At 53.0% G+C, this 18,953-nt stretch carries 19 protein-coding genes and 8 tRNA genes; 26 read left to right on the top strand and 1 reads right to left on the bottom strand.

The features are described from left to right. Positions 1-73 precede the first annotated feature (73 nt). From ABE504_RS25610 to ABE504_RS25575, 8 genes are all read left to right on the top strand, one after another. Positions 74-165 (top strand) — tRNA-Ser (locus ABE504_RS25610). 25 nt (positions 166-190) lie between these two features. Then, positions 191-267: transfer RNA gene (locus ABE504_RS25605), tRNA-Met, on the top strand. Between the two features lie 15 nt (positions 268-282). Beyond that, positions 283-358, top strand: a tRNA-Val gene (locus ABE504_RS25600). A gap of 31 nt (positions 359-389) precedes the next feature. After that, positions 390-465: transfer RNA gene (locus ABE504_RS25595), tRNA-Thr, on the top strand. Between the two features lie 27 nt (positions 466-492). Next, positions 493-569 (top strand) — tRNA-Asp (locus ABE504_RS25590). A gap of 43 nt (positions 570-612) precedes the next feature. Continuing rightward, positions 613-685 (top strand) — tRNA-Phe (locus tag ABE504_RS25585). Between the two features lie 10 nt (positions 686-695). Further along, a tRNA-Tyr gene (locus tag ABE504_RS25580) sits at positions 696-777 on the top strand. A 10-nt stretch (positions 778-787) separates the two neighbouring features. Continuing rightward, positions 788-860 (top strand) — tRNA-Lys (locus ABE504_RS25575). Positions 861-971: 111 nt separating this feature from the next. Here ABE504_RS25575 and ABE504_RS25570 read toward each other — a convergent pair. Beyond that, positions 972-1,274 (bottom strand): MTH1187 family thiamine-binding protein, encoded by a 303-nt coding sequence (locus tag ABE504_RS25570; RefSeq protein WP_430094306.1) that lies wholly within the window; start codon positions 1,272-1,274, stop codon positions 972-974. Positions 1,275-1,493: 219 nt separating this feature from the next. Between ABE504_RS25570 and ABE504_RS25565 the strand changes: the two genes are divergently transcribed. The 18 genes from ABE504_RS25565 (at position 1,494) to trxB (ending at position 18,909) form a co-directional block, all read left to right on the top strand. Beyond that, positions 1,494-2,345 carry a C40 family peptidase gene (locus tag ABE504_RS25565; RefSeq protein WP_430094303.1) on the top strand — a complete coding sequence of 284 codons (852 nt, stop codon included), beginning with the start codon at positions 1,494-1,496 and terminating at the stop codon, positions 2,343-2,345. Positions 2,346-2,460: 115 nt separating this feature from the next. Continuing rightward, on the top strand, positions 2,461-3,573 hold the full coding sequence (locus ABE504_RS25560) for a PucR family transcriptional regulator (protein ID WP_430094301.1): 1,113 nt from the start codon (positions 2,461-2,463) through the stop codon (positions 3,571-3,573). Positions 3,574-3,681: 108 nt separating this feature from the next. Beyond that, entirely contained in the window at positions 3,682-4,803 is a 1,122-nt protein-coding gene (locus ABE504_RS25555) for an ABC transporter ATP-binding protein (RefSeq protein ID WP_430094298.1), read from the top strand. 171 nt (positions 4,804-4,974) lie between these two features. Continuing rightward, positions 4,975-5,916 (top strand): HPr(Ser) kinase/phosphatase, encoded by a 942-nt coding sequence (gene hprK, locus ABE504_RS25550; protein WP_430094295.1) that lies wholly within the window; start codon positions 4,975-4,977, stop codon positions 5,914-5,916. A 32-nt stretch (positions 5,917-5,948) separates the two neighbouring features. Continuing rightward, positions 5,949-6,926 (top strand): prolipoprotein diacylglyceryl transferase, encoded by a 978-nt coding sequence (gene lgt, locus ABE504_RS25545; protein WP_430094293.1) that lies wholly within the window; start codon positions 5,949-5,951, stop codon positions 6,924-6,926. Continuing rightward, on the top strand, positions 6,904-7,563 hold the full coding sequence (ppaX, locus tag ABE504_RS25540; RefSeq protein ID WP_430094290.1) for a pyrophosphatase PpaX: 660 nt from the start codon (positions 6,904-6,906) through the stop codon (positions 7,561-7,563). The genes lgt and ppaX overlap by 23 nt, the downstream gene beginning before the upstream one ends. Next, the gene (locus tag ABE504_RS25535; protein ID WP_430094288.1) at positions 7,560-8,051 is read left to right on the top strand and encodes an acyltransferase; all 492 of its coding nucleotides are present in this window, start codon (positions 7,560-7,562) and stop codon (positions 8,049-8,051) included. The genes ppaX and ABE504_RS25535 overlap by 4 nt, the downstream gene beginning before the upstream one ends. 214 nt (positions 8,052-8,265) lie before the next feature. Further along, positions 8,266-9,435, top strand: a complete 1,170-nt coding sequence (locus ABE504_RS25530) for an ATP phosphoribosyltransferase regulatory subunit (protein WP_430094286.1) — start codon at positions 8,266-8,268, stop codon at positions 9,433-9,435. Between the two features lie 18 nt (positions 9,436-9,453). After that, positions 9,454-10,092, top strand: coding sequence for an ATP phosphoribosyltransferase (gene hisG / locus ABE504_RS25525; RefSeq protein ID WP_430094284.1), 639 nt, complete (start codon positions 9,454-9,456; stop codon positions 10,090-10,092). 171 nt (positions 10,093-10,263) lie between these two features. After that, entirely contained in the window at positions 10,264-11,550 is a 1,287-nt protein-coding gene (hisD, locus tag ABE504_RS25520) for a histidinol dehydrogenase (RefSeq protein ID WP_430094282.1), read from the top strand. Further along, positions 11,551-12,159, top strand: a complete 609-nt coding sequence (gene hisB, locus ABE504_RS25515; protein ID WP_430094280.1) for an imidazoleglycerol-phosphate dehydratase HisB — start codon at positions 11,551-11,553, stop codon at positions 12,157-12,159. Between the two features lie 2 nt (positions 12,160-12,161). Further along, on the top strand, positions 12,162-12,767 hold the full coding sequence (gene hisH, locus ABE504_RS25510; protein ID WP_430094277.1) for an imidazole glycerol phosphate synthase subunit HisH: 606 nt from the start codon (positions 12,162-12,164) through the stop codon (positions 12,765-12,767). Positions 12,768-12,798: 31 nt separating this feature from the next. After that, the gene (gene hisF / locus ABE504_RS25505) at positions 12,799-13,557 is read left to right on the top strand and encodes an imidazole glycerol phosphate synthase subunit HisF (protein WP_430094276.1); all 759 of its coding nucleotides are present in this window, start codon (positions 12,799-12,801) and stop codon (positions 13,555-13,557) included. Further along, a complete protein-coding gene (hisIE, locus tag ABE504_RS25500; protein WP_430094273.1) occupies positions 13,554-14,210 on the top strand; it encodes a bifunctional phosphoribosyl-AMP cyclohydrolase/phosphoribosyl-ATP diphosphatase HisIE in 657 nt (218 codons plus the stop codon). The genes hisF and hisIE overlap by 4 nt, the downstream gene beginning before the upstream one ends. A gap of 25 nt (positions 14,211-14,235) precedes the next feature. Further along, positions 14,236-15,042, top strand: coding sequence for a histidinol-phosphatase HisJ (gene hisJ, locus ABE504_RS25495; protein ID WP_430094270.1), 807 nt, complete (start codon positions 14,236-14,238; stop codon positions 15,040-15,042). A gap of 75 nt (positions 15,043-15,117) precedes the next feature. Beyond that, the gene (locus ABE504_RS25490) at positions 15,118-16,068 is read left to right on the top strand and encodes a ribose-phosphate diphosphokinase (RefSeq protein WP_430094267.1); all 951 of its coding nucleotides are present in this window, start codon (positions 15,118-15,120) and stop codon (positions 16,066-16,068) included. Between the two features lie 119 nt (positions 16,069-16,187). Beyond that, entirely contained in the window at positions 16,188-17,918 is a 1,731-nt protein-coding gene (locus ABE504_RS25485; RefSeq protein WP_430094265.1) for a tetratricopeptide repeat protein, read from the top strand. Between the two features lie 43 nt (positions 17,919-17,961). Then, a complete protein-coding gene (gene trxB, locus ABE504_RS25480; RefSeq protein WP_430094262.1) occupies positions 17,962-18,909 on the top strand; it encodes a thioredoxin-disulfide reductase in 948 nt (315 codons plus the stop codon). Positions 18,910-18,953: the final 44 nt, after the last annotated feature.

Raw genomic sequence — 18,953 nt, 5'->3', positions numbered from 1 at the left:
CAATGTAAACCTAAAGTTAAACAACGTTTCGTATCTAGTTTTTAGGGAACAATATTCCTAAGGTATATAGCTTGGAGAGATACCCAAGTGGCTATAAGGGGACCCTCTGCTAAGGGGTTAGACTGCGTAAGTGGTGCGAGGGTTCGAATCCCTCTCTCTCCGCCAGTTCCAACTTATATACTTGTTTTATGGCGGCGTAGCTCAGCTGGCTAGAGCGTACGGTTCATACCCGTAAGGTCGGGGGTTCGAGCCCCTCCGCCGCTACCAATAATTTTATAACATGGAGGCTTAGCTCAGCTGGGAGAGCATCTGCCTTACAAGCAGAGGGTCGGCGGTTCGATCCCGTCAGCCTCCACCACTTTCTTATAAGTGGACAATCACCTTTATACGCCGTTGTAGCTCAACTGGTAGAGCAACTGACTTGTAATCAGTAGGTTGGGGGTTCAAGTCCTCTCGACGGCACCATTTATAATGGTTTGAATGATGTATTGTGGAGCCGTGGTGTAGAGGCCTAACATGCCTGCCTGTCACGCAGGAGACCGCGGGTTCGAATCCCGTCGGCTCCGCCATTCATTTCTTTCAAAACATTGGACATACTAATGACATACATATGGCTCGGTAGCTCAGTCGGTAGAGCAGAGGACTGAAAATCCTCGTGTCGGCGGTTCGATTCCGTCCCGAGCCATTTTTATTCTGGAGGCTTAGTGAAGTGGCTAAACACGGCAGACTGTAAATCTGCTCTCTCCGAGTTCGGTGGTTCGAATCCATCAGCCTCCATCCTTACTATGAGCCATTAGCTCAGTTGGTAGAGCACCTGACTTTTAATCAGGGTGTCGTAGGTTCGAGTCCTACATGGCTCACTTTTCATATGTAGGACGTCAAAGGCCAGAAGGTCTTTTTTTTATTTCTATAAATCGGCTATACATAACGAAAGCATCCCGCGTTGGGATGCTTTTTTGTCGCTTCAGGGATTAAGTTAGCTTGCGAGCGACGGAGTCCATTTTTTGCTGCATAGAGGCGTCTTTATCGCGGCGGTCATCGATTTTAATGGACGTGGAGACACGCTCTGCACCATTCGTGAAAGGTACTTCATGCACCGTGCGAATGACTTCCAACAGGCGGTCTAAAGGTCCCTCCAAGATGGTGCTCATCGGTGTCATTTGAAAGGCAATGTCGGTATGACGCTCCAGCTCTTTGTGAAGATCGGCGACATAACTGCTCAGGCTGGTACTTTGGGTGCCGATCGGAATGATGGTGATTTCTGCAATGGCCAAGGAAGGCGCCTCCTTTAGGAATTAGGATGTTCTGACTATTTTACCATACCTGCCAATAATTTAGCGTTTACCCTGCTGAAACAATTGGCACGCTTGCCAATGTCATGAGGGTGAGGAAATATTTTAGGAATGAAAGAGTTTTTATTACCATGGTAACCTATTACTTGTGAGCGTGAAGATTGGTAGAACAACATCATTGTTAGCACTGGAGGAAAAATCATGATGAAGAAACTTGCACGACGTACACTTGGCGTAACGATGGCGATGACGATTGCGTTATCTGCAACGACAGCTGTTTCGGCTTTTGCCGCTAATGATGACATGGACGCGGTATCGCTCGCCAAAAAAATGGTCGGTGTCGATTACAAGAAAGGTGCGGAGACCCCATCAGGCGGTTTTGATTCCTCCGGATTTATTTATTATGTCTTCAATACCCTCGATTATAAGGTGCCTCGTACACTCAAAGAACAGTTTGCGTTGAACAAAACGAAAATTACGAAGATCGACAATGCGCAGGTGGGTGATGTCTTGTTCTTTGGCAGCGGCTCTACGCCGACGTTTGCTGGGATATATGTAGGTTCGGGCAAAATGGTCATGTCTTCCCAGAGCAGAGACGAAGTCATCACCCGGAATGTCAGTGAGCTGAAAGGGAGCTTTATTGGCGGGCGAAGCATTTTATCCAAGGATGATCGCTTGAAGGCTCAATTGATTCTGACTGCTCAAAAGTATCTCGGCGTTCCTTATAAGTTTGGCGCAGCTTATGGTCAGACGAAGACGATGGACTGCTCATCCTTTGTAAAAACGGTATTTGCGGCCTATGGCTACACATTGCCGCGGGTTTCCCGCGATCAGGCGAAGGAAGGCAAGTATGTCAGCAAAAGCAATCTGGAAGTCGGCGATCTCGTCTTTTTTACAACGAAAGAATCGGGCAGCAAAATTGGGCATGTGGGCATTTACGTCGGCGACGGTATGATGATTCATACCTACGGTGAAGGCGGCGTGAAGTTCACGTCGATCAATAAAGAATGGTGGGCGGATCACTACGTGACGGCTCGCAGAATTTTGAAGTAAGTGGTCAGGGCCCTTTTGCAGGTTATGCAGAAGGGTCTTTCGATTATCAGATCGTGGCAAACATATGCTACAATAGAAGGTAGAGAGAGAAAGCGACAGCAAGGAGTGGAGACGGATGAGTTGGGAGCAAGTCAGAGAAAGATTGGAAGCGGTTTTACAGCTGCAGGTTCACCTAACGTCGATACCGGCATCGGATTGGCAGCAGTTGGTGGCAGATCAGGGCAACCCTGGGGACCCATGCAGAAGTGCAGCGCGCGGAACGGAACTTCTTTTTTATGTATCGAAAGAGCCTAACGATATTCGTGTCATGCAAATGGAGGGCAGCAGGCTTACGGAGTTGGAGCGCAAGCTGGTGGAGCTGGCCATTGAATCCAAACAGTCGCTGGAAAAAAAACAGAGAGGCTCGTATCTGTCGGAGGACGAGCGCAAGTCGCAGCAGCTGAGAGACTGGCTGCTGCTGCAATTGGAACGCGGGACGAGCCATGCGGAAGTGCCCGATGTACTGGCCTCGCAATCTTCGCTGTATACCAATAAGATTCCTTTGCTGCTCTACGGCGACTATCCGCAGAATCAGCGGGTGTCGTATACGGAGCTCAAGCGGCTGCTGGAATCGTTCTTTGAGGCGGAGATTATCCTGATTCCGCTGCTGGAGAAGGAGTGGCTGATTCTTGCCCCTGAAGCGCTGCTGACGAGCGGAAGCGAGGAACGAGAGGGCGACGAAGAGGAAAGCGTGGAGACCACGCTGGAGGCGCTTGGCGCCGGTCTCTACGAAATGCTCGCGAACGAGTGGGTGGGCGAGTGCCACCTTGCGATTGATTTTCCGGTGAAGCCGGCGAAGTCGCTGCTCGGAACGATTGTGAAGCTGCGGGAGACGATTATGCTGGGCCGCTCCTTCCATGTGGGAAGCTTCATCCATTTGAGATGGGAGCTTCGTCTGGAGAAGCTGATGCACCTCATCGACGAGGAGGAGAAGTCGGAATTCCTGGAGCAGGTGCTCCGCGGCACCGATCATGCGCTGGATACGGAGACGGTGACGACGCTTGAGCAGTTTTTTTCCCTTGACTGTAATGTCAGTGAGACGGCGAAGAAACTGTATATCCATCGCAATACGCTGCTGTACCGGTTGGATAAGTTTAAAAACGAGACGGGACTTGATGTCCGGACGTTCAATCATGCGGTTTTGGTACGTCTGGCACTGCTATTGTACAAAGTAACGAAAAGAAAGTGATTTTTTTGTAGGGATTGTGCATAGTCAGTCCGCTCATCCTGGGGTAAGATGTGTATATAACATTGATAAATGAATGTGTGAACGATAAACCGTAGGGGGAATGAACACATGGCAGGCGTACGTTTAAATCATATCGTAAAAAGATATTCTGGTGCAGAAGAGTCTACAGTTAAGGATTTCCATCTTGATGTTGCAGACAAAGAGTTCGTTGTATTGGTTGGTGCTTCCGGTTGCGGGAAATCCACAACTCTTCGTATGATCGCAGGTTTGGAAGAAATCACTGAAGGCGAACTTTACATCGGCGACCGTCTTGTAAACGACGTAGCTCCTAAAGACCGCGACATCGCGATGGTATTCCAATCCTATGCCCTTTATCCGCATATGACTGTTTATCAAAACATGGCGTTCGGTTTGAAACTTCGTAAATTCAAAAAGGCTGACATCGACGCTCGCGTTCGTGAAGCAGCTAAAATTCTTGATATCGTTCACTTGCTTGACCGTAAACCAAAAGCACTCTCCGGTGGTCAACGTCAACGTGTTGCCTTGGGCCGTGCGATCGTGCGTGAGCCGCAAGTCTTCTTGATGGATGAGCCGCTCTCCAACTTGGATGCGAAACTTCGTGTACAAATGCGCGCGGAAATCACAAAATTGACAAAACGTCTTGGTGTTACTACGATCTACGTAACGCATGACCAAACAGAAGCGATGACAATGGGCGATCGTATCGTCGTTATGGATAAAGGTATCATTCAACAAGCGGCTACACCAGAAGAAATCTACAACTTCCCAGTGAACATGTTCGTTGCAGGCTTCATCGGATCTCCATCCATGAACTTCATGAACGGTACACTTGCGAACGAAAACGGCGGATTGTTCTTCAAAGCCGGTTCCGTCAACGTAGAAGTTCCAGCTGGTAAAGCGCAAGTGCTGAAAGATAAAGGTTTTGCTGGCAAAGAAGTGATTCTGGGTGTTCGTCCAGAAGACATTCATGAAGAGCCGGTATTCCTGGAAGCATCTCCGAACACAGTATTCAACGTAAATGTTGAGTTGACTGAGAACTTGGGTCACGAAATGTACTTGTACCTGAACGGTATCGGCGCTAACACAGTAATCGCTCGTGTTGACGGTCGTTCCGGTATCAAAGAAGGCACAAATGTAAAATTGGCGCTCGACATGAACAAAGTTCACTTCTTCGACAAAGAGTCCACATTGTCCATCTTGAGCAACTAATTTTCCTAATAGAGCGTAAAAGGTCAGCCGGCAACGGCTGGCCTTTTCTGTGCGTATCGGAAAGTATAGTGAATGAGTTGCTTTCGGCTGACGATTCTATTACGATGAAACTATTGGAAAAGTAAGAACGCTTCACAGGATGGACATAAGCAAACTCGAAGGAGATCGGACATGGCCAAAAAACTGAAGGTTTCTGACATGGTGGAACAGTTACATATGGAGGTTCTCGCGGGCGAAGCAGGACTCAAACGCGCGATTACAACCGGTGATTTGTATCGCCCGGGTCTGGAGATGGCGGGGTATTTCAACTATCATCCACGAGAGCGGATACAAATGCTGGGGAAGACAGAAATTACGTTTATGGAAATGCTTACGGTTGGTGTGCGAAGAAATCGAGTGGAGCAGTTGTGCGCGCCGGAAGAGACGCCTTGTATTATTGTAACGCGGGGCTTGGACGTGCCGGTTGAATTGCTGGAGGAAGCGACGAAACGGGATCTGGCTGTTCTGCGGACGCCAATTTCCACGACGATTTTCGCAAGTCGGTTGACGGGGTACTTGGAGAATAAGCTGGCGCCCAGCACGACGATCCATGGGGTGCTTGTGGATGTGTACGGCATCGGCATGCTGATTACAGGCAGCAGCGGGATCGGGAAAAGTGAGACGGCACTGGAGCTCGTGAAGCGCGGTCACCGTCTGGTTGCGGACGATGCGGTCGAAATCCGGCAGAACGGCGATAAAGTGCTCACGGGCAACGCACCGGAGCTGATTCGATATTTGCTTGAAATTCGCGGCGTCGGTATTATTAATGTGATGACGTTGTTCGGAGCCGGGGCGATTCGCCAAGTGAAGAAGATCTCTGTCGTCGTTAAGCTGGAGAACTGGCAGCAAGAGAAGCAGTACGACCGTCTTGGTCTGGACGAGGAATTGACCAAAATTATCGATACGGATCTTCCGCTTGTCACCATTCCAGTCAGACCGGGCCGTAACTTGGCCGTTATCGTGGAAGTGGCCGCGATGAATTATCGATTAAAGCGCATGGGGTATAACGCGGCGCTGCAGTTTACGAATAAGTTGACGGAATCGCTGAATGACGAGTATGAGGATTTTGATTGAGGCGAGGCATACATCTGTAAAGGAGTGAAACTATGTTAGAAAGTGTAGCTTTTTCGTTAGGGCCGATTCACGTTCGGTGGTACGGAATCATTCTAGGCACAGCGGCGCTGGTGGGCTTGATGCTGGCGATTCGGGAAGGTAAACGATTCAAGATCGTACCTGATTTTTTCATGGACTTGCTGCTGGTGGGTGTACCTTCGGCGATTATCGGGGCGCGGATCTATTATGTAGCGTTCCAATGGAGTGACTATAAGGATAACTTATGGGAAGTATTCATGATCTGGCATGGCGGGATCGCGATATACGGAGCGCTCATCGGAGCGATTATCGGAACGTGGTTCTACATGCGGGCCAAAGGGTATAACTTCCTGCGGATCGCGGATATTATGGCGCCCGGCTTGCTGATCGGACAAGCGATCGGCCGGTGGGGCAATTTTATGAACCAGGAAGCGCATGGTGGCCCGGTTGAGGAATCCTTTTTAAGAAATACGCTGCATTTGCCGAATTTTATCGTGAATCAAATGAATATTGAGGGCACGTATTATCATCCTGCTTTTTTATATGAGTCGGTGTGGAGCTTTGTTGGCGTCCTGTTCTTAATCTGGCTTCGTCGCAGACCGTTCATGCGGGCGGGCGAAATGTTCTTTGCGTATTTTATCTGGTATTCGATCGGCCGCTTCTTTGTTGAAGGGGTTCGGACGGACAGTCTTGATTTTACAGGGCCGAGCTGGCTCGCTTCATTCGTAAATGCGCTGTGGTCGCCGATGAAGCTCGTTTTCGAGCCGGGGGTTATGACGTATGGCGGGAATGTTCGTTTTTCACAGCTGCTTGCGCTCCTGATCGTGATCGGGATGATTATTACCATTATTGTAAGACGCAAGAAAGGCTATGCGGACGTACGCTATTCGGATCCGATTGTATCGTCCAAGGCGGTGGAGCGTAACAATGTAGAGAAAGAAGAGACAGAGGCACACGAAGGAGTAAACTATGATTCAAACCGTACTGTTTGATTTGGATGGCACCATTGTAGATACAAATGAATTGATTGTTCAATCCTTTCTGCACAGCTTGGAAGGCCAAACGCCGGAGCCGATGACTCGCGAAGTCATTATTCCGAATATGGGACGTCCGCTCGTGGAGCAAATGCAGATGTTTACCGGTCGCGAGGAAGTTGAGGAGCTGATCGCCAAATACCGGACGTTCAACTTGTCGAAGCATGATGAGTTGGTGCAGGAATTTCCGCATGTTCGCGAAGTGATGGGCAAGCTTCATGCGAACGGAGTCAAGATTGGTATCGTTACAAGCAAAATCAGACAAACGACCCTGATGGGACTGAAGCTGTGCGGCTTGGATAGTTTCGTGAGCACGATTGTGACGGTCGAAGATGTGAAAGAACCGAAACCGAGCCCGGAGGGCATTCTTGCCGCGATGAAGACGCTGGCTGCCTCGCCGGAGACCACGATGATGGTCGGAGACAGCCATTATGATATTGAAGCCGCTAAAAATGCGGGGGTCACCGCGGTAGGCGTGTCTTGGTCGTGGAAAGGCCGGACATATTTGGAGAAGTATGCGCCGGACTACTTGATTGACGACATGAACGAGCTGCTTCCGATTGCAGATCTCGCGGCGGAAGTGAAGGCCGATTGAGACAAACCGAGCGCTACCCGGTCGACGGACCGAATGCTTTGTGGCAGATTTACCGGACGGTCAGCAAGTGGAAGGCGGTTCGTAATTTCATTTTCATCCAGTTCACACGCTATTGCCCGTCGTTGCCAGTGAAGAACTGGATTTACCGCAACGTGCTGGGGATGAAGGTTGGGGAGCATACGGCTTTTGCCTTAATGGTGATGGTCGATGTGTTCTTCCCGGAGCGGATCTACATTGGGACGAATACGATTATCGGCTATAATACGACGATTCTCGCGCACGAGTATTTGACGAAGGAGTATCGGCTTGGCGATGTGCGAATCGGCTCCAATGTGATGGTTGGCGCGAATTCGACGATTTTGCCGGGTGTGACGATTGGTGATAATGCGGTGATTGGGGCGGGCTCGGTCGTCCATAAGGACGTGCCGCCGAACAGTTTTGTGGCCGGGAATCCGCTGCAGATGATTCGCGAGGGCAAGCAGGAATAGGGGAAGAGAGGAGGCTGTGCGCGTGCGTACAGCTCTTTTTTCTATGCTGGGCGAGGGAAAGCGCGGAAGGCCCCGCTTAGCCGATTGACGCCCCCTACATTCCGTGTTAGAATAACCGTACATTCTTTATTTTGGTAGTATGGTAGCACATTAACGCACTAAAGTATTACGAAAAGAAGTGCGATTCAATAGAACCTATTTTTGAGGTGAACCGATGTCTAAGCCAAAAGTGTTTGAAAAGCCGCTAGGCTCCAAGGATTATTTGCCGGAAGCCGTTGCGAAATTAAGAAATATTGAGTTCCGTGTGCTCGCTTGCATGGAGCGTTGGGGCTACAGTCAGATCATTACGCCGACACTTGAGTATTACGATACGGTGGGGGTTGCTAGTTCGACGGCGGATAAAAAGCTGTTCAAGCTGCTCGACCGTCACGGCAAAACGCTCGTGCTTCGCTCGGAGCTGACGGCGCCGATTGCGCGTGTTGCTTCTTCATTATTGAAGGAACGTGCGTTCCCTCTTCGTTTATCTTACCATTCGAATGTGTTCCGTTCGATTGAGGAAGAGGCGGGCCGGGATTCGGAGTTTTTCCAGACCGGCGTTGAGTTGATCGGGGACGCTTCTTCAGAAGCGGACGCTGAGGTTGTGGCGCTCGCGATTGCTTCACTGCAAGCCGCAGGCGTGAGCACGTTCAAAATCGCGCTCGGCCATGTCGGTTTCTTGAACGGACTGTTCCAAGAAACGCTGGAAGGGTGCGCCGATGCGCAGCAGGCGCTCAAGGAGCATTTGCTGAGCCGCGACTATGTCGGGTACCGCGAAGCGATCAAGGGCTTGAAGCTGTCAGCGGACGTGGAACGTGAGCTGATCGGCGTGCTGCGGCTGCGCGGCGGCGACGAGATCTGCGAGCAGGCCCGCATGGTGACGCAGCATCCGATCGCGCAGGACGCGATCCGACATCTGTGCGAGGTGTACGACGTGTTGAAGGCGTACGGGGTGAGCGAGCATGTGGTGATCGATCTGACGATGATCGGCGACTTCTCTTATTACACCGGCATGACGTTCGAAGGCTATGCCGCAGAGCTGGGCTTCCCGGTCTGCAGCGGCGGCCGGTACGATAATTTGCTGAGCCAGTTCGGGCGTCCGGCTCCGGCGACGGGGTTTGCTTTGAAGACGAACCGGATTCTCGAAGTGACGGGCAAAGAACGGGTTGATCAGCCGCGCCGCGTGCTGATCGCGTACGAAGCCCAGCAGCGTGAGAAGGCGCTGCAGCTGGCGATCTCGCTGCGCAGCCAGGAGGCCGATGTGGCGGTAACGACGCAGCTGCTCGGCGATCATGACATCTCCGAAGCCGACTACGACGAAGTGATTCGTCTCACGGCGACCGAGTAGTTGGAGGAGGATAGCAGGATGGATGATATTTTAAAAGTTGCGATGCCGAAAGGCCGTATTTATAAACAGGCGGCGAAGCTGTTTCATCAAGCGGGTCTGCCGATTCCGGAGGACTTGGAAGAAGGACGCCGTCTGATCATTCCGGTGCCGGAAGCGAAGATGGAGTTTATTTTGGCGAAACCGGTGGATGTGCCGACGTATGTGGAGTACGGCGTGGCTGACATCGGAGTCGTGGGCAAGGACGTGCTGATGGAAGAAAACCGCAGCGTATATGAGTTGCTTGATCTAGGAATTGCACGCTGCCGGATGTCCGTTATCGGACTGCCGGACTGGAAGCAAGTGATCAACCCACGTGTGGCGACGAAGTATCCGAACGTAGCGTCCCAATATTTCCGCGAGCAAGGGCAGCAGGTGGAAGTGATCAAGCTGAACGGCTCGATCGAGCTGGCGCCGTTGATCGGACTCGCCGACCGCATCGTCGACATGGTGGAGACGGGGCAGACGCTCAAGGAGAACGGGCTGGTGGAGCAGGCGGAGATTTTTCAAATTACGAGCCGCTTGATTGCGAATCGTGTGAGCTACCGAATGAAGAACGAGGCGATTCAGCGGTTGTGCGATATGCTGCAACCGGTGCTGCCGACGGTGGATGTGAAGTAAGTTGGAGTCATTCCTGCGATTATGCAGGAATTTTCCGTGAATCCGGCGTCGTGGGCTGGATTCCTGCTTTTTCGCAGGTTTTGTGCCTACAAGCCGGTCGAGAGTATGGAGATGAAGTACGAAGATCAAGAACCGAAGGATTAAGTACGGAAAAGAGGAAGGATGAGGAAGATGCGGATTTTACCCGCCTCGGAATTTCAATTAAACCGCGAGGTTGAATACGGCTCCCCCGAGCAGAACGAATCCGTTCGCCGCATCATCGAGGAGGTGCGGCAGGACGGCGACGCCGCGCTGCGGCGCATGGCGCAGCAGTATGATAGTGTGGAAGTCGCTGAGCTTCGCGTCAGCGACGAAGAGATTGAGGCGGCGTACGCGCAGGTCGACGCCGCATTTCTGGCGGCGCTGCGGCAAGCCGCCGCGAATATTCGTGCGTTTCATGAGAAGCAGAAACGCAATTCCTGGATGGACCTGCAGCCGGACGGCAGTCTGCTGGGCCAAATCATCCGACCGCTGAAGCGGGTCGGCTTGTACGTGCCCGGAGGGAAGGCGGCGTACCCTTCCTCCGTGCTCATGAATGCCATCCCCGCCATCGTGGCAGGGGTGCCGGAGATCGCGATGGTGACGCCTCCGGCCACTGCGGGCGAAGAAGGCATCAACCCGCATATCCTCGTGGCTGCCGCCGAAGCGGGTGTGCGTGAAATCTACCGTGCCGGCGGGGCGCAAGCGGTCGCTGCGCTGGCCTACGGCACGGAGTCGATCAAGCCCGTCGACAAGATCGTCGGGCCGGGCAACATCTACGTCGCGCTGGCGAAGCGCTATGTGTTCGGCGTCGTCGACATCGACATGATCGCCGGGCCGACGGACATTGTCGTGCTCGCAGATGAGCACGCCGACCCGCAGTACATCGCGGCCGATCTGCTGGCGCAGGCCGAGCATGACGAAATGTCACCGGCGATTCTGGTGACACCGTCTGCGGAGCTGGCCGAGGATGTGAAGCAAGAGCTGTGGCGGCAATTGGATGTGCTGCCGAAGAAAGCCATCGCCTCCGTCTCCACGGCGACGAAAGGCGCGATTCTGCTCGTCGGCTCGCTCGAAGAGGGCATCGACGTGGTGAACCGTCTGGCGCCGGAGCACTGCGAGCTGCTCGTGCAGGAGCCGTTCAACTGGCTGCCGCGCATCGAGAACGCAGGAGCGATTTTCTTAGGGCAGTACAGCACGGAGCCTGTCGGCGATTATTTTGCCGGCCCGAACCACGTCCTGCCGACGAACGGCACGGCGCGATTCTCGTCGCCGCTGAATGTGGATGATTTTATCAAGAAATCCAGTGTGATTCATTATAGTAAGGAAGCGCTGCTCGCGAACGGTGAGATGATCATGACCTTGGCCCGCAATGAAGGGCTGGAAGGCCATGCGCGCGCGGTGGAAGTGCGACTTAAAAAAGAAGGGAAGCTGACATAGATGGCAGAGCAGGAGCAAGCAAGAACGCGTTCGGCGAGTGTAGCCCGCAAAACGAATGAAACGGACATCAAGCTGTCGTTTGACGTGGATGGCACGGGGATTTCCGAGTTGGTTACGGATGTGCCTTTTCTGAACCATATGCTCGATTTGTTCACGAAGCACGGTCATTTCAATCTGAAAGTGGACGCGAAAGGCGATATCGAAATCGACGACCACCACACGGTCGAAGATATCGGTATTTGCTTGGGGCAGACGCTGCGTGAGGCGCTCGGCGACAAACGCGGCATTAAACGTTACGCTTCCGTCTTTGTTCCGATGGACGAAGCGTTGGCTCAGGTTGTGATTGATATTAGCAATCGGCCGCATTTTGAATACCGGGCGGAGTATCCGACGGCGAATGTCGGCAGTTTTGAAACGCAGCTAGTGCATGAGTTCCTGTGGAAGCTGGCGCTGGAAGCGCGCATTACGCTGCACGTCATCGTACATTACGGCCAGAACACGCATCACATGATTGAAGCGGTGTTCAAGGCGCTGGGCCGTGCGATTGACGAAGCGACTTCGATTGATCCTCGCGTGCAGGGGGTTCCTTCGACGAAGGGAGTGCTGTAGGGATGATCGCAATTATCGATTACGGAATGGGCAATTTGCACAGCGTCAGCAAAGCGGTCGAGCGGCTGGGCTATGAAGCTGTAGTGACGGGCGATCCGGCGGTCATTTTGGCGGCGGAAGGCGCGATTCTGCCCGGCGTCGGCGCGTTCGGCGATGCGATGGAGCATCTGCGTGAGACGGGGTTGGACGCTGTCGTGAAGCAGTACGCCGCATCCGGCAAGCCATTGCTCGGCATTTGCCTTGGCATGCAGCTGTTGTTCTCGAGCAGCGAGGAACACGGCAACCATGAAGGGCTAGGTTTGCTGCCCGGCGCGGTGCTTCGTTTTCGCGGTGACTATAAAGTGCCGCATATGGGTTGGAACCGGCTCAGCTATAAGCAGGGTGGCAGTCCGATTTTTGCAGGGATTGATGAGGGGCATGTGTACTTCGTGCATTCCTACCATGTGAAGCCGGAGCGGGCGGGCGACCTGCTGGCGGTGACGGACTACTATCAGCCGGTAACGGCGATTGTCGGACGGGACAACGTTTACGGCATGCAGTTCCACCCGGAAAAAAGCGGCGAGACCGGCATGAAGCTGCTGGACAATTTCCTTGCTCTGTGCAAATAAGCCTGGGTGAGAGAAGAGGCGGAGGTGCCCTATGTTAGCAAAACGCATTATTCCCTGCCTGGACGTGAAGGATGGACGTGTGGTCAAGGGTGTGAACTTTGTGAATCTGCGCGATGCCGGGGATCCGGTGGAGCTTGCAGCGATTTATGATAAAGAGGGCGCGGACGAGCTCGTGTTCCTCGATATTTCGGCGTCGGTCGAGGGGCGCGCGACGATGGTGGAGGTCGTTCGCCAGACGGCGGGCGAGATTACGATTCCTTTCACCGTCGGTGGCGGCATTTCGAGCGTGGACGATATGAAGCGCCTGCTGCGCGCAGGGGCGGATAAGATCGGCATTAACACGGCGGCTGTCCGCAACCCGCAGCTGGTGTCCGATGGCGCGCGGAAGTTCGGCTCGCAGTGCGTCGTTGTCGCGATTGACGCGAAGTACAACGCGGAGTGGGGCGAGTGGGAAGTGTTCACGCACGGCGGACGCAATGCGACGGGCATTCGCACGCTGGAATGGGCGAAACGCATGGAATCGCTCGGCGCGGGTGAGATCCTGCTGACCAGCATGGATGCGGACGGGACGAAGGACGGTTTTGATTTGAAGCTGACACGCGCGGTGTCTGAGCTGCTCACGATCCCGGTGATCGCCTCCGGCGGCGCGGGGAAAGCGGAACACTTCTACGATGTGTTCACAGAAGGCAAGGCCGATGCAGGGCTGGCGGCGACGATTTTTCACTACAAAGAACTGACCATTCAAGGGGTTAAAGACAGCCTGAAGGGCAAAGGAGTTGAGATTCGATGACATTTTCCGTCGATCAAATTAAGTTTGACGCGCACGGCCTGGTGCCTGCGATTGTGCAAGACGCGATCTCTAAAGAGGTGCTGATGCTCGCGTACATGAACAGCGAATCTTTGCAGCGTACGATTCAAACGGGCGAGACGTGGTACTGGAGCCGTTCACGCGGAGAGCTGTGGAACAAAGGCGCAACCTCCGGCCACACGCAAAAGGTGAAAGGGCTCCGCTACGACTGCGACGCTGACACCTTGCTCGTGCTCGTGGAACAAACGGGCGCGGCGTGCCATAACGGCACGTACACTTGCTTCACGAACAGCATTCCGGTGGAAGGCGCTGCAACAGCCGAAGCGCCAGTGGCAACAAGCAGCGACCGCTTCGCGATTCTCGGCGAGCTGGAAGCCGTGATCGCTTCACGTGACGCCGAGCGTCCGGAAGGCGCGTATACGACGTACCTTTTCGAGAAAGGTGTCGACAAGATCCTGAAGAAAGTCGGCGAGGAAACCGCCGAAACGATTATCGCAGCAAAAAACAAGGACAACGACGAGCTTCGTTATGAAGCGAGCGATCTGATTTTCCACTTGATGGTGCTGTTGCGCGAGAGAAAACTGCCGCTCGACGAATTAATGCGTGAGCTAGATCGCCGTCACGTTAGAAAATAAATAAAACGACCTGGAGTGAATCACGATGTTGATTGATTATCATACACATCATGTACGCTGCGGTCACGCCTCCGGGGAACTGGAGGATTACGTCAAACGCGGCATTGAGATCGGGCTCACGCAATTGGGGCTGTCGGATCATATGCCGCTTTTGCATGTGGACCCGCAAACGTACTATCCGGAGATGGCGATGCCGATGGAGGAGCTGCCCCGGTATGTTGAAGAGTGCTTCGAGCTGAAAGCGAAGTATAAGGATCAGATCGATATTCGCGTCGGCCTGGAAGGCGACTATATCGAAGGGTACGAATCGCAAATCGCGGCGATCATTAACGCGTATCCATGGGACTACGTCATCGGCTCGGTGCACTTTCTGGGCGAGTGGGACATTTCGGATTTTCGGCAAACGGGGAACTGGGAAGGCAAGGATATTTTCGCCGTTTATACCCAATACTACGAGGCAGTGAAGCAAGCGGCGCGGTCCGGAATGTACGATTATTTGGGCCATCTCGACATGATCAAGCGCTTTGGCTATGTGCCTGAGCAGGACACGTGGGAATTGGAAAAGGCTGCTCTGGACGCGGTAAAAGAAAGCGGCATCGCGATTGAGCTGAACGCTTCCGGTCTGCGCCACCCGTGCAAGGAGATGTTCCCCAGCGAGCGGATGCTGCGGTATTGCCAGGAAGTGGGGATTCCCTTGACGCTCGGCTCCGACGCCCATCAGCCGGAACGGCTGGGGCAATATTTGGATGAAGCCAGAGCGCTGCTGAAGTCTCTTGGATTTAACGAAATAGCCACATTTGCGGCGCGAAAACGGCTTCTTGTGACTTTTTAAATTCGACACGTTTCATGTATAATAAATTAGATAGAATAATTTTAATTAATGAACCTTCGGAGGTAACCATTAACCATGTATAGCGACAATGTTAAAATCTTTTCCGGATCTTCCAATCCGAAGCTTGCTGAACGTATTTGCGAGGAGCTCGGCCAGCCGCTGGGACAAATCAAATTATCCCGGTTCAAAAGCGGTGAAATTTACTGTCTGTACGAAGAAACGATTCGTAACTGTGACGTATTTCTGGTGCAAACCTTCTCTCATCCGATCAATGAGCATATGATGGAACTGCTCGTCATGATGGATGCAGCGAAAAGAGCCTCCGCAAGAACGATCAACCTTGTCATTCCGTACTATGGTTATTCGCGTCAAGAACGTAAGGCTGCTCCGCGTGAGCCGATTTCGGCGAAATTGGTAGCGGACTTGTTCAGCGCTGCAGGCGCAACGCGTGTGGTTACGATCGACCTGCATGCCCCAGCGATTCAAGGCTTCTTCAACATCCCGGTGGATCATTTGACGGCGCTGGATCTCATCAGCGATTTTATCAAGAAAAAGAATTTGTCGAACCCAGTTATCGTATCTCCGGATGCGGGACGTGCAACGACGGCCGAGAAAATGGCCAACATCCTCGACGCGCCTTTCGCGATGATGATCAAGAAGCGTCCTGAGCACAACGAATCCGTGATCACGCACGTGATCGGTGATGTTGCCGGCCGTACGCCGATTATCATTGAAGACTTGATCGATACGGGTACGACGATCGTGAACGTTGTGGAAAGCTTAAAGGAAAGAGGCGCGCATGACGTGTATATCTGTGCGACGCATCCAGTGTTCTCCGGTCCGGCTTTGCAGCGTTTGGATCACCCGAGCATTAAAGAAGTGATCATTACGGATTCCATTGCGATTCCGGATGACCATTCCGATAAATTCAGCGTGCTGTCCGTAGCGCCATTGCTGTCCGATGCGATTCGCATTATTAACAACGGTGGATCCCTATCCTCCCTATTCAAATACGGCGGCGTGTAGAGGTAACTCCTCATTGAATTAAATAAGCAGTCCATTCTTTCCCTTGGGATAATGTTTTTGGCTTCCGAGCGATCTATGGTATAATTTGAGCGTAATCAAATTGCCGGAGGTGTCTTGCTATGGAAAAGAATCAGCGTTTATCCAAAGCGCCACAACCCAAAGTCATTTCAATCAACATGGATGCCGCATTCTTTTTCGAGAGAGCGGTTCAATCGTTGGATCGGTTTCACTATGATAAGGCATTGAAATATTTCCGGCGGGCTGCGGAGTTCGAACAGGATAATCCTGTGAACCACTGCAACTTGGCAGGGGTTCTCTCTGAGGTGGGCAACTACGATGAGTCGAACCGCATTTTGAAGCACATCCTAGATACGATCGATCCCGAGATGACAGAATGTCATTTTTATATGGCGAACAATTACGCTAACATGGAAAATTTCGAGCAAGCGGAACAGGCATTGGTTCGGTATTTGGAGAGCGACCCGACAGGGCAGTTCATCGACGAATCCGAAGAAATGATGGAGATGCTTCGCTACGAGCTTGATCGACCTGCCCCTCTCACTAGCATTAAGAGTCGAGAAGGGCTCTTCGAGCATGATAAAGCGCGTGCGTTACTGGAAGAAGGGAAATTCGCCGAAGCGGTTCGGGCGCTGGAGGAACTGGTGGTTAAGAAGCCAGACTTTACCGCCGCCCGGAACAATTTGGCCTTGGCTTATTATTATATGGGTCAATTCCAGAAAGCGCTGGAGACGATTCAGGAAGTTCTCGTGTATGAGCCTGGCAATCTTCACGCCCTGTGCAATATGGCCATTTTCCACCAGCATTTTGGGAATAAAAAGGAGCTTGCCGCCCTAACGCAGCAGCTTTGTAAAATGTATCCGCTGCAAGAGGATCACATGTTCAAGTTGGCGACGACGATGGGGATCCTGACGCAGCATGAGAAAGCGTACCATTTGTTCCGGCGCTTGCTCAAATCCGGCGAGGGTTCGCAGGATCCCAGCCTGTATCATTATACGGCGGTGGCGGCAAGTCATATCGGGCGCTTCGAGGAAGCGTACCGCTATTGGCGGCAAGTGCAGAAGCTCGACCCGGGTACGGAGGTCGCCAAGTTCTATCTGGAGCAGCTGCGCACGCGCGAGCAGGCGACAGCCCCGCTCTCGTGGAGTTACCACTACCACTTGCCTTTCGAGGAGCAGTTCCGCGTTCTGGAGAAGTCGTCGCAGGGCATTCCGGAGCAGCTCAAGCGAGATCCGTTGGTGCGTTCCTCCTTCTTCTGGGCGTTGCGGCACGGCGACATTGAAACGAAGCTGCAGGTGATTCAGGCGTTCAGCTATATTGCCGACAATGAAGTTCGTGAGGCTTTGCAGGATTTTATCCTGGACAGTCAAGAGGACGATTACTTGAAAAAGGTGGCGATCTTCGTCCTGCGCAGCATGGGCGTGCAAGATTCGCTGCCCGCTTTCCTCGAGAATGAGGAGCGCATGGTGGAGGCATCGCCGTATGCACCGCATCTTCCTTTCTGGGATGCCGGTTGGCAGCGGGTGATGGAAACCGCGCTCACCCATATGCATAAGCGCTACGATATGGTGCAGCAGTACGATCTTGAGATTCTGTGGGTCGAGTTCTTGACGAAGTCGTTCCCGAAGGCGCCGAAAATCCAGAAGCCGGAAGGCTGGGCGGCCGCGTTGGAATATCTGATCGCCAAGATGCATCGCCGCGCGATTTCCTATCAGGAAGTCGCGGAACGTTACGGAGTAACCGTGTCCACTGTCAGCCGTCATGTGAAGCTCATGGACGATACGTGCGGCTTGCGTGAGAAGATGGACGCGATTTTCAATAAATTTATCTAGACAGACAGCTTTCCTGAGGAAAGCGCGTAGGAGGGAAAATCATATGTACAAATCAGTTGTCGTAGGAACAGGACCATCCGGATTAACAGCCGCTATCTACTTGGCGCGCGCAAACCTCAGCCCGCTTGTGATCGAAGGACCGGAGCCAGGCGGCCAACTTACCACCACGACCGAAGTTGAGAATTTCCCAGGATTTCCCGAGGGTATTATGGGCCCTGAACTGATGGACAATATGCGCAAGCAAGCCGAGCGCTTTGGCGCTGAGTTCAAAACAGGCTGGGTCAACTCCGTAGAGCTTACGAACCGTCCGTTCAAGCTGCAAGTCGAAGGTTTGGGCGAGATTGAAACGGAAACGCTGATCATCTCGACAGGCGCATCGGCGAGACTGCTCGGCATTACGAACGAGAAAGAAAACATCGGACGCGGCGTCAGCACTTGCGCGACGTGCGATGGATTCTTCTTCCGCGGCAAAAAGATTATCGTGGTCGGCGGCGGCGACTCCGCGATGGAAGAAGCGAACTTCTTGACGCGCTTCGCTTCCGAAGTTCGTCTGGTGCACCGTCGCGACGAGCTGCGTGCTTCGAAAATCATGCAGGACCGCGCGCGCGGCAATGAGAAAGTCAAGTGGGCGCTGAACAACACGCCGCTTGAAGTCGTAGCTGGCGAGAAGGGCGTTACCGCCCTGAAAGTGAAGAACAATGCGACCGGCGAAGAGGAACTGATCGAAACCGACGGTATTTTCGTGGCGATCGGCCATACGCCGAACACGAAGTTCCTCGGCGGTCAGATTGATACCGACGAGCAGGGCTACATTATCGTGCAGCCTGGCACGCAGCAAACGAACATCCCGGGCGTTTTCGCTTGCGGTGACGTGCAGGATACGAAATACCGCCAAGCGATTACCGCGGCGGGAAGCGGCTGCGCAGCTGCTTTGGAAGCGGAGAAATTCCTTGAAGGACACATCGTGCACGACTGGAGTCAAACGCTGTAAGATCGCCGGATTGCCGGCAAACGTGGAAGGCTACGCTTTCCACG

The sequence above is a fragment of the Paenibacillus oryzisoli genome (assembly GCF_050467285.1).
GTDB classification, from domain to species: Bacteria; Bacillota; Bacilli; order Paenibacillales; family NBRC-103111; genus Paenibacillus_E; species Paenibacillus_E oryzisoli_A.
The sequence above is the reverse complement of the archived record's forward strand: the minus strand, read 5'-3'. Positions and strand labels throughout refer to the sequence as shown.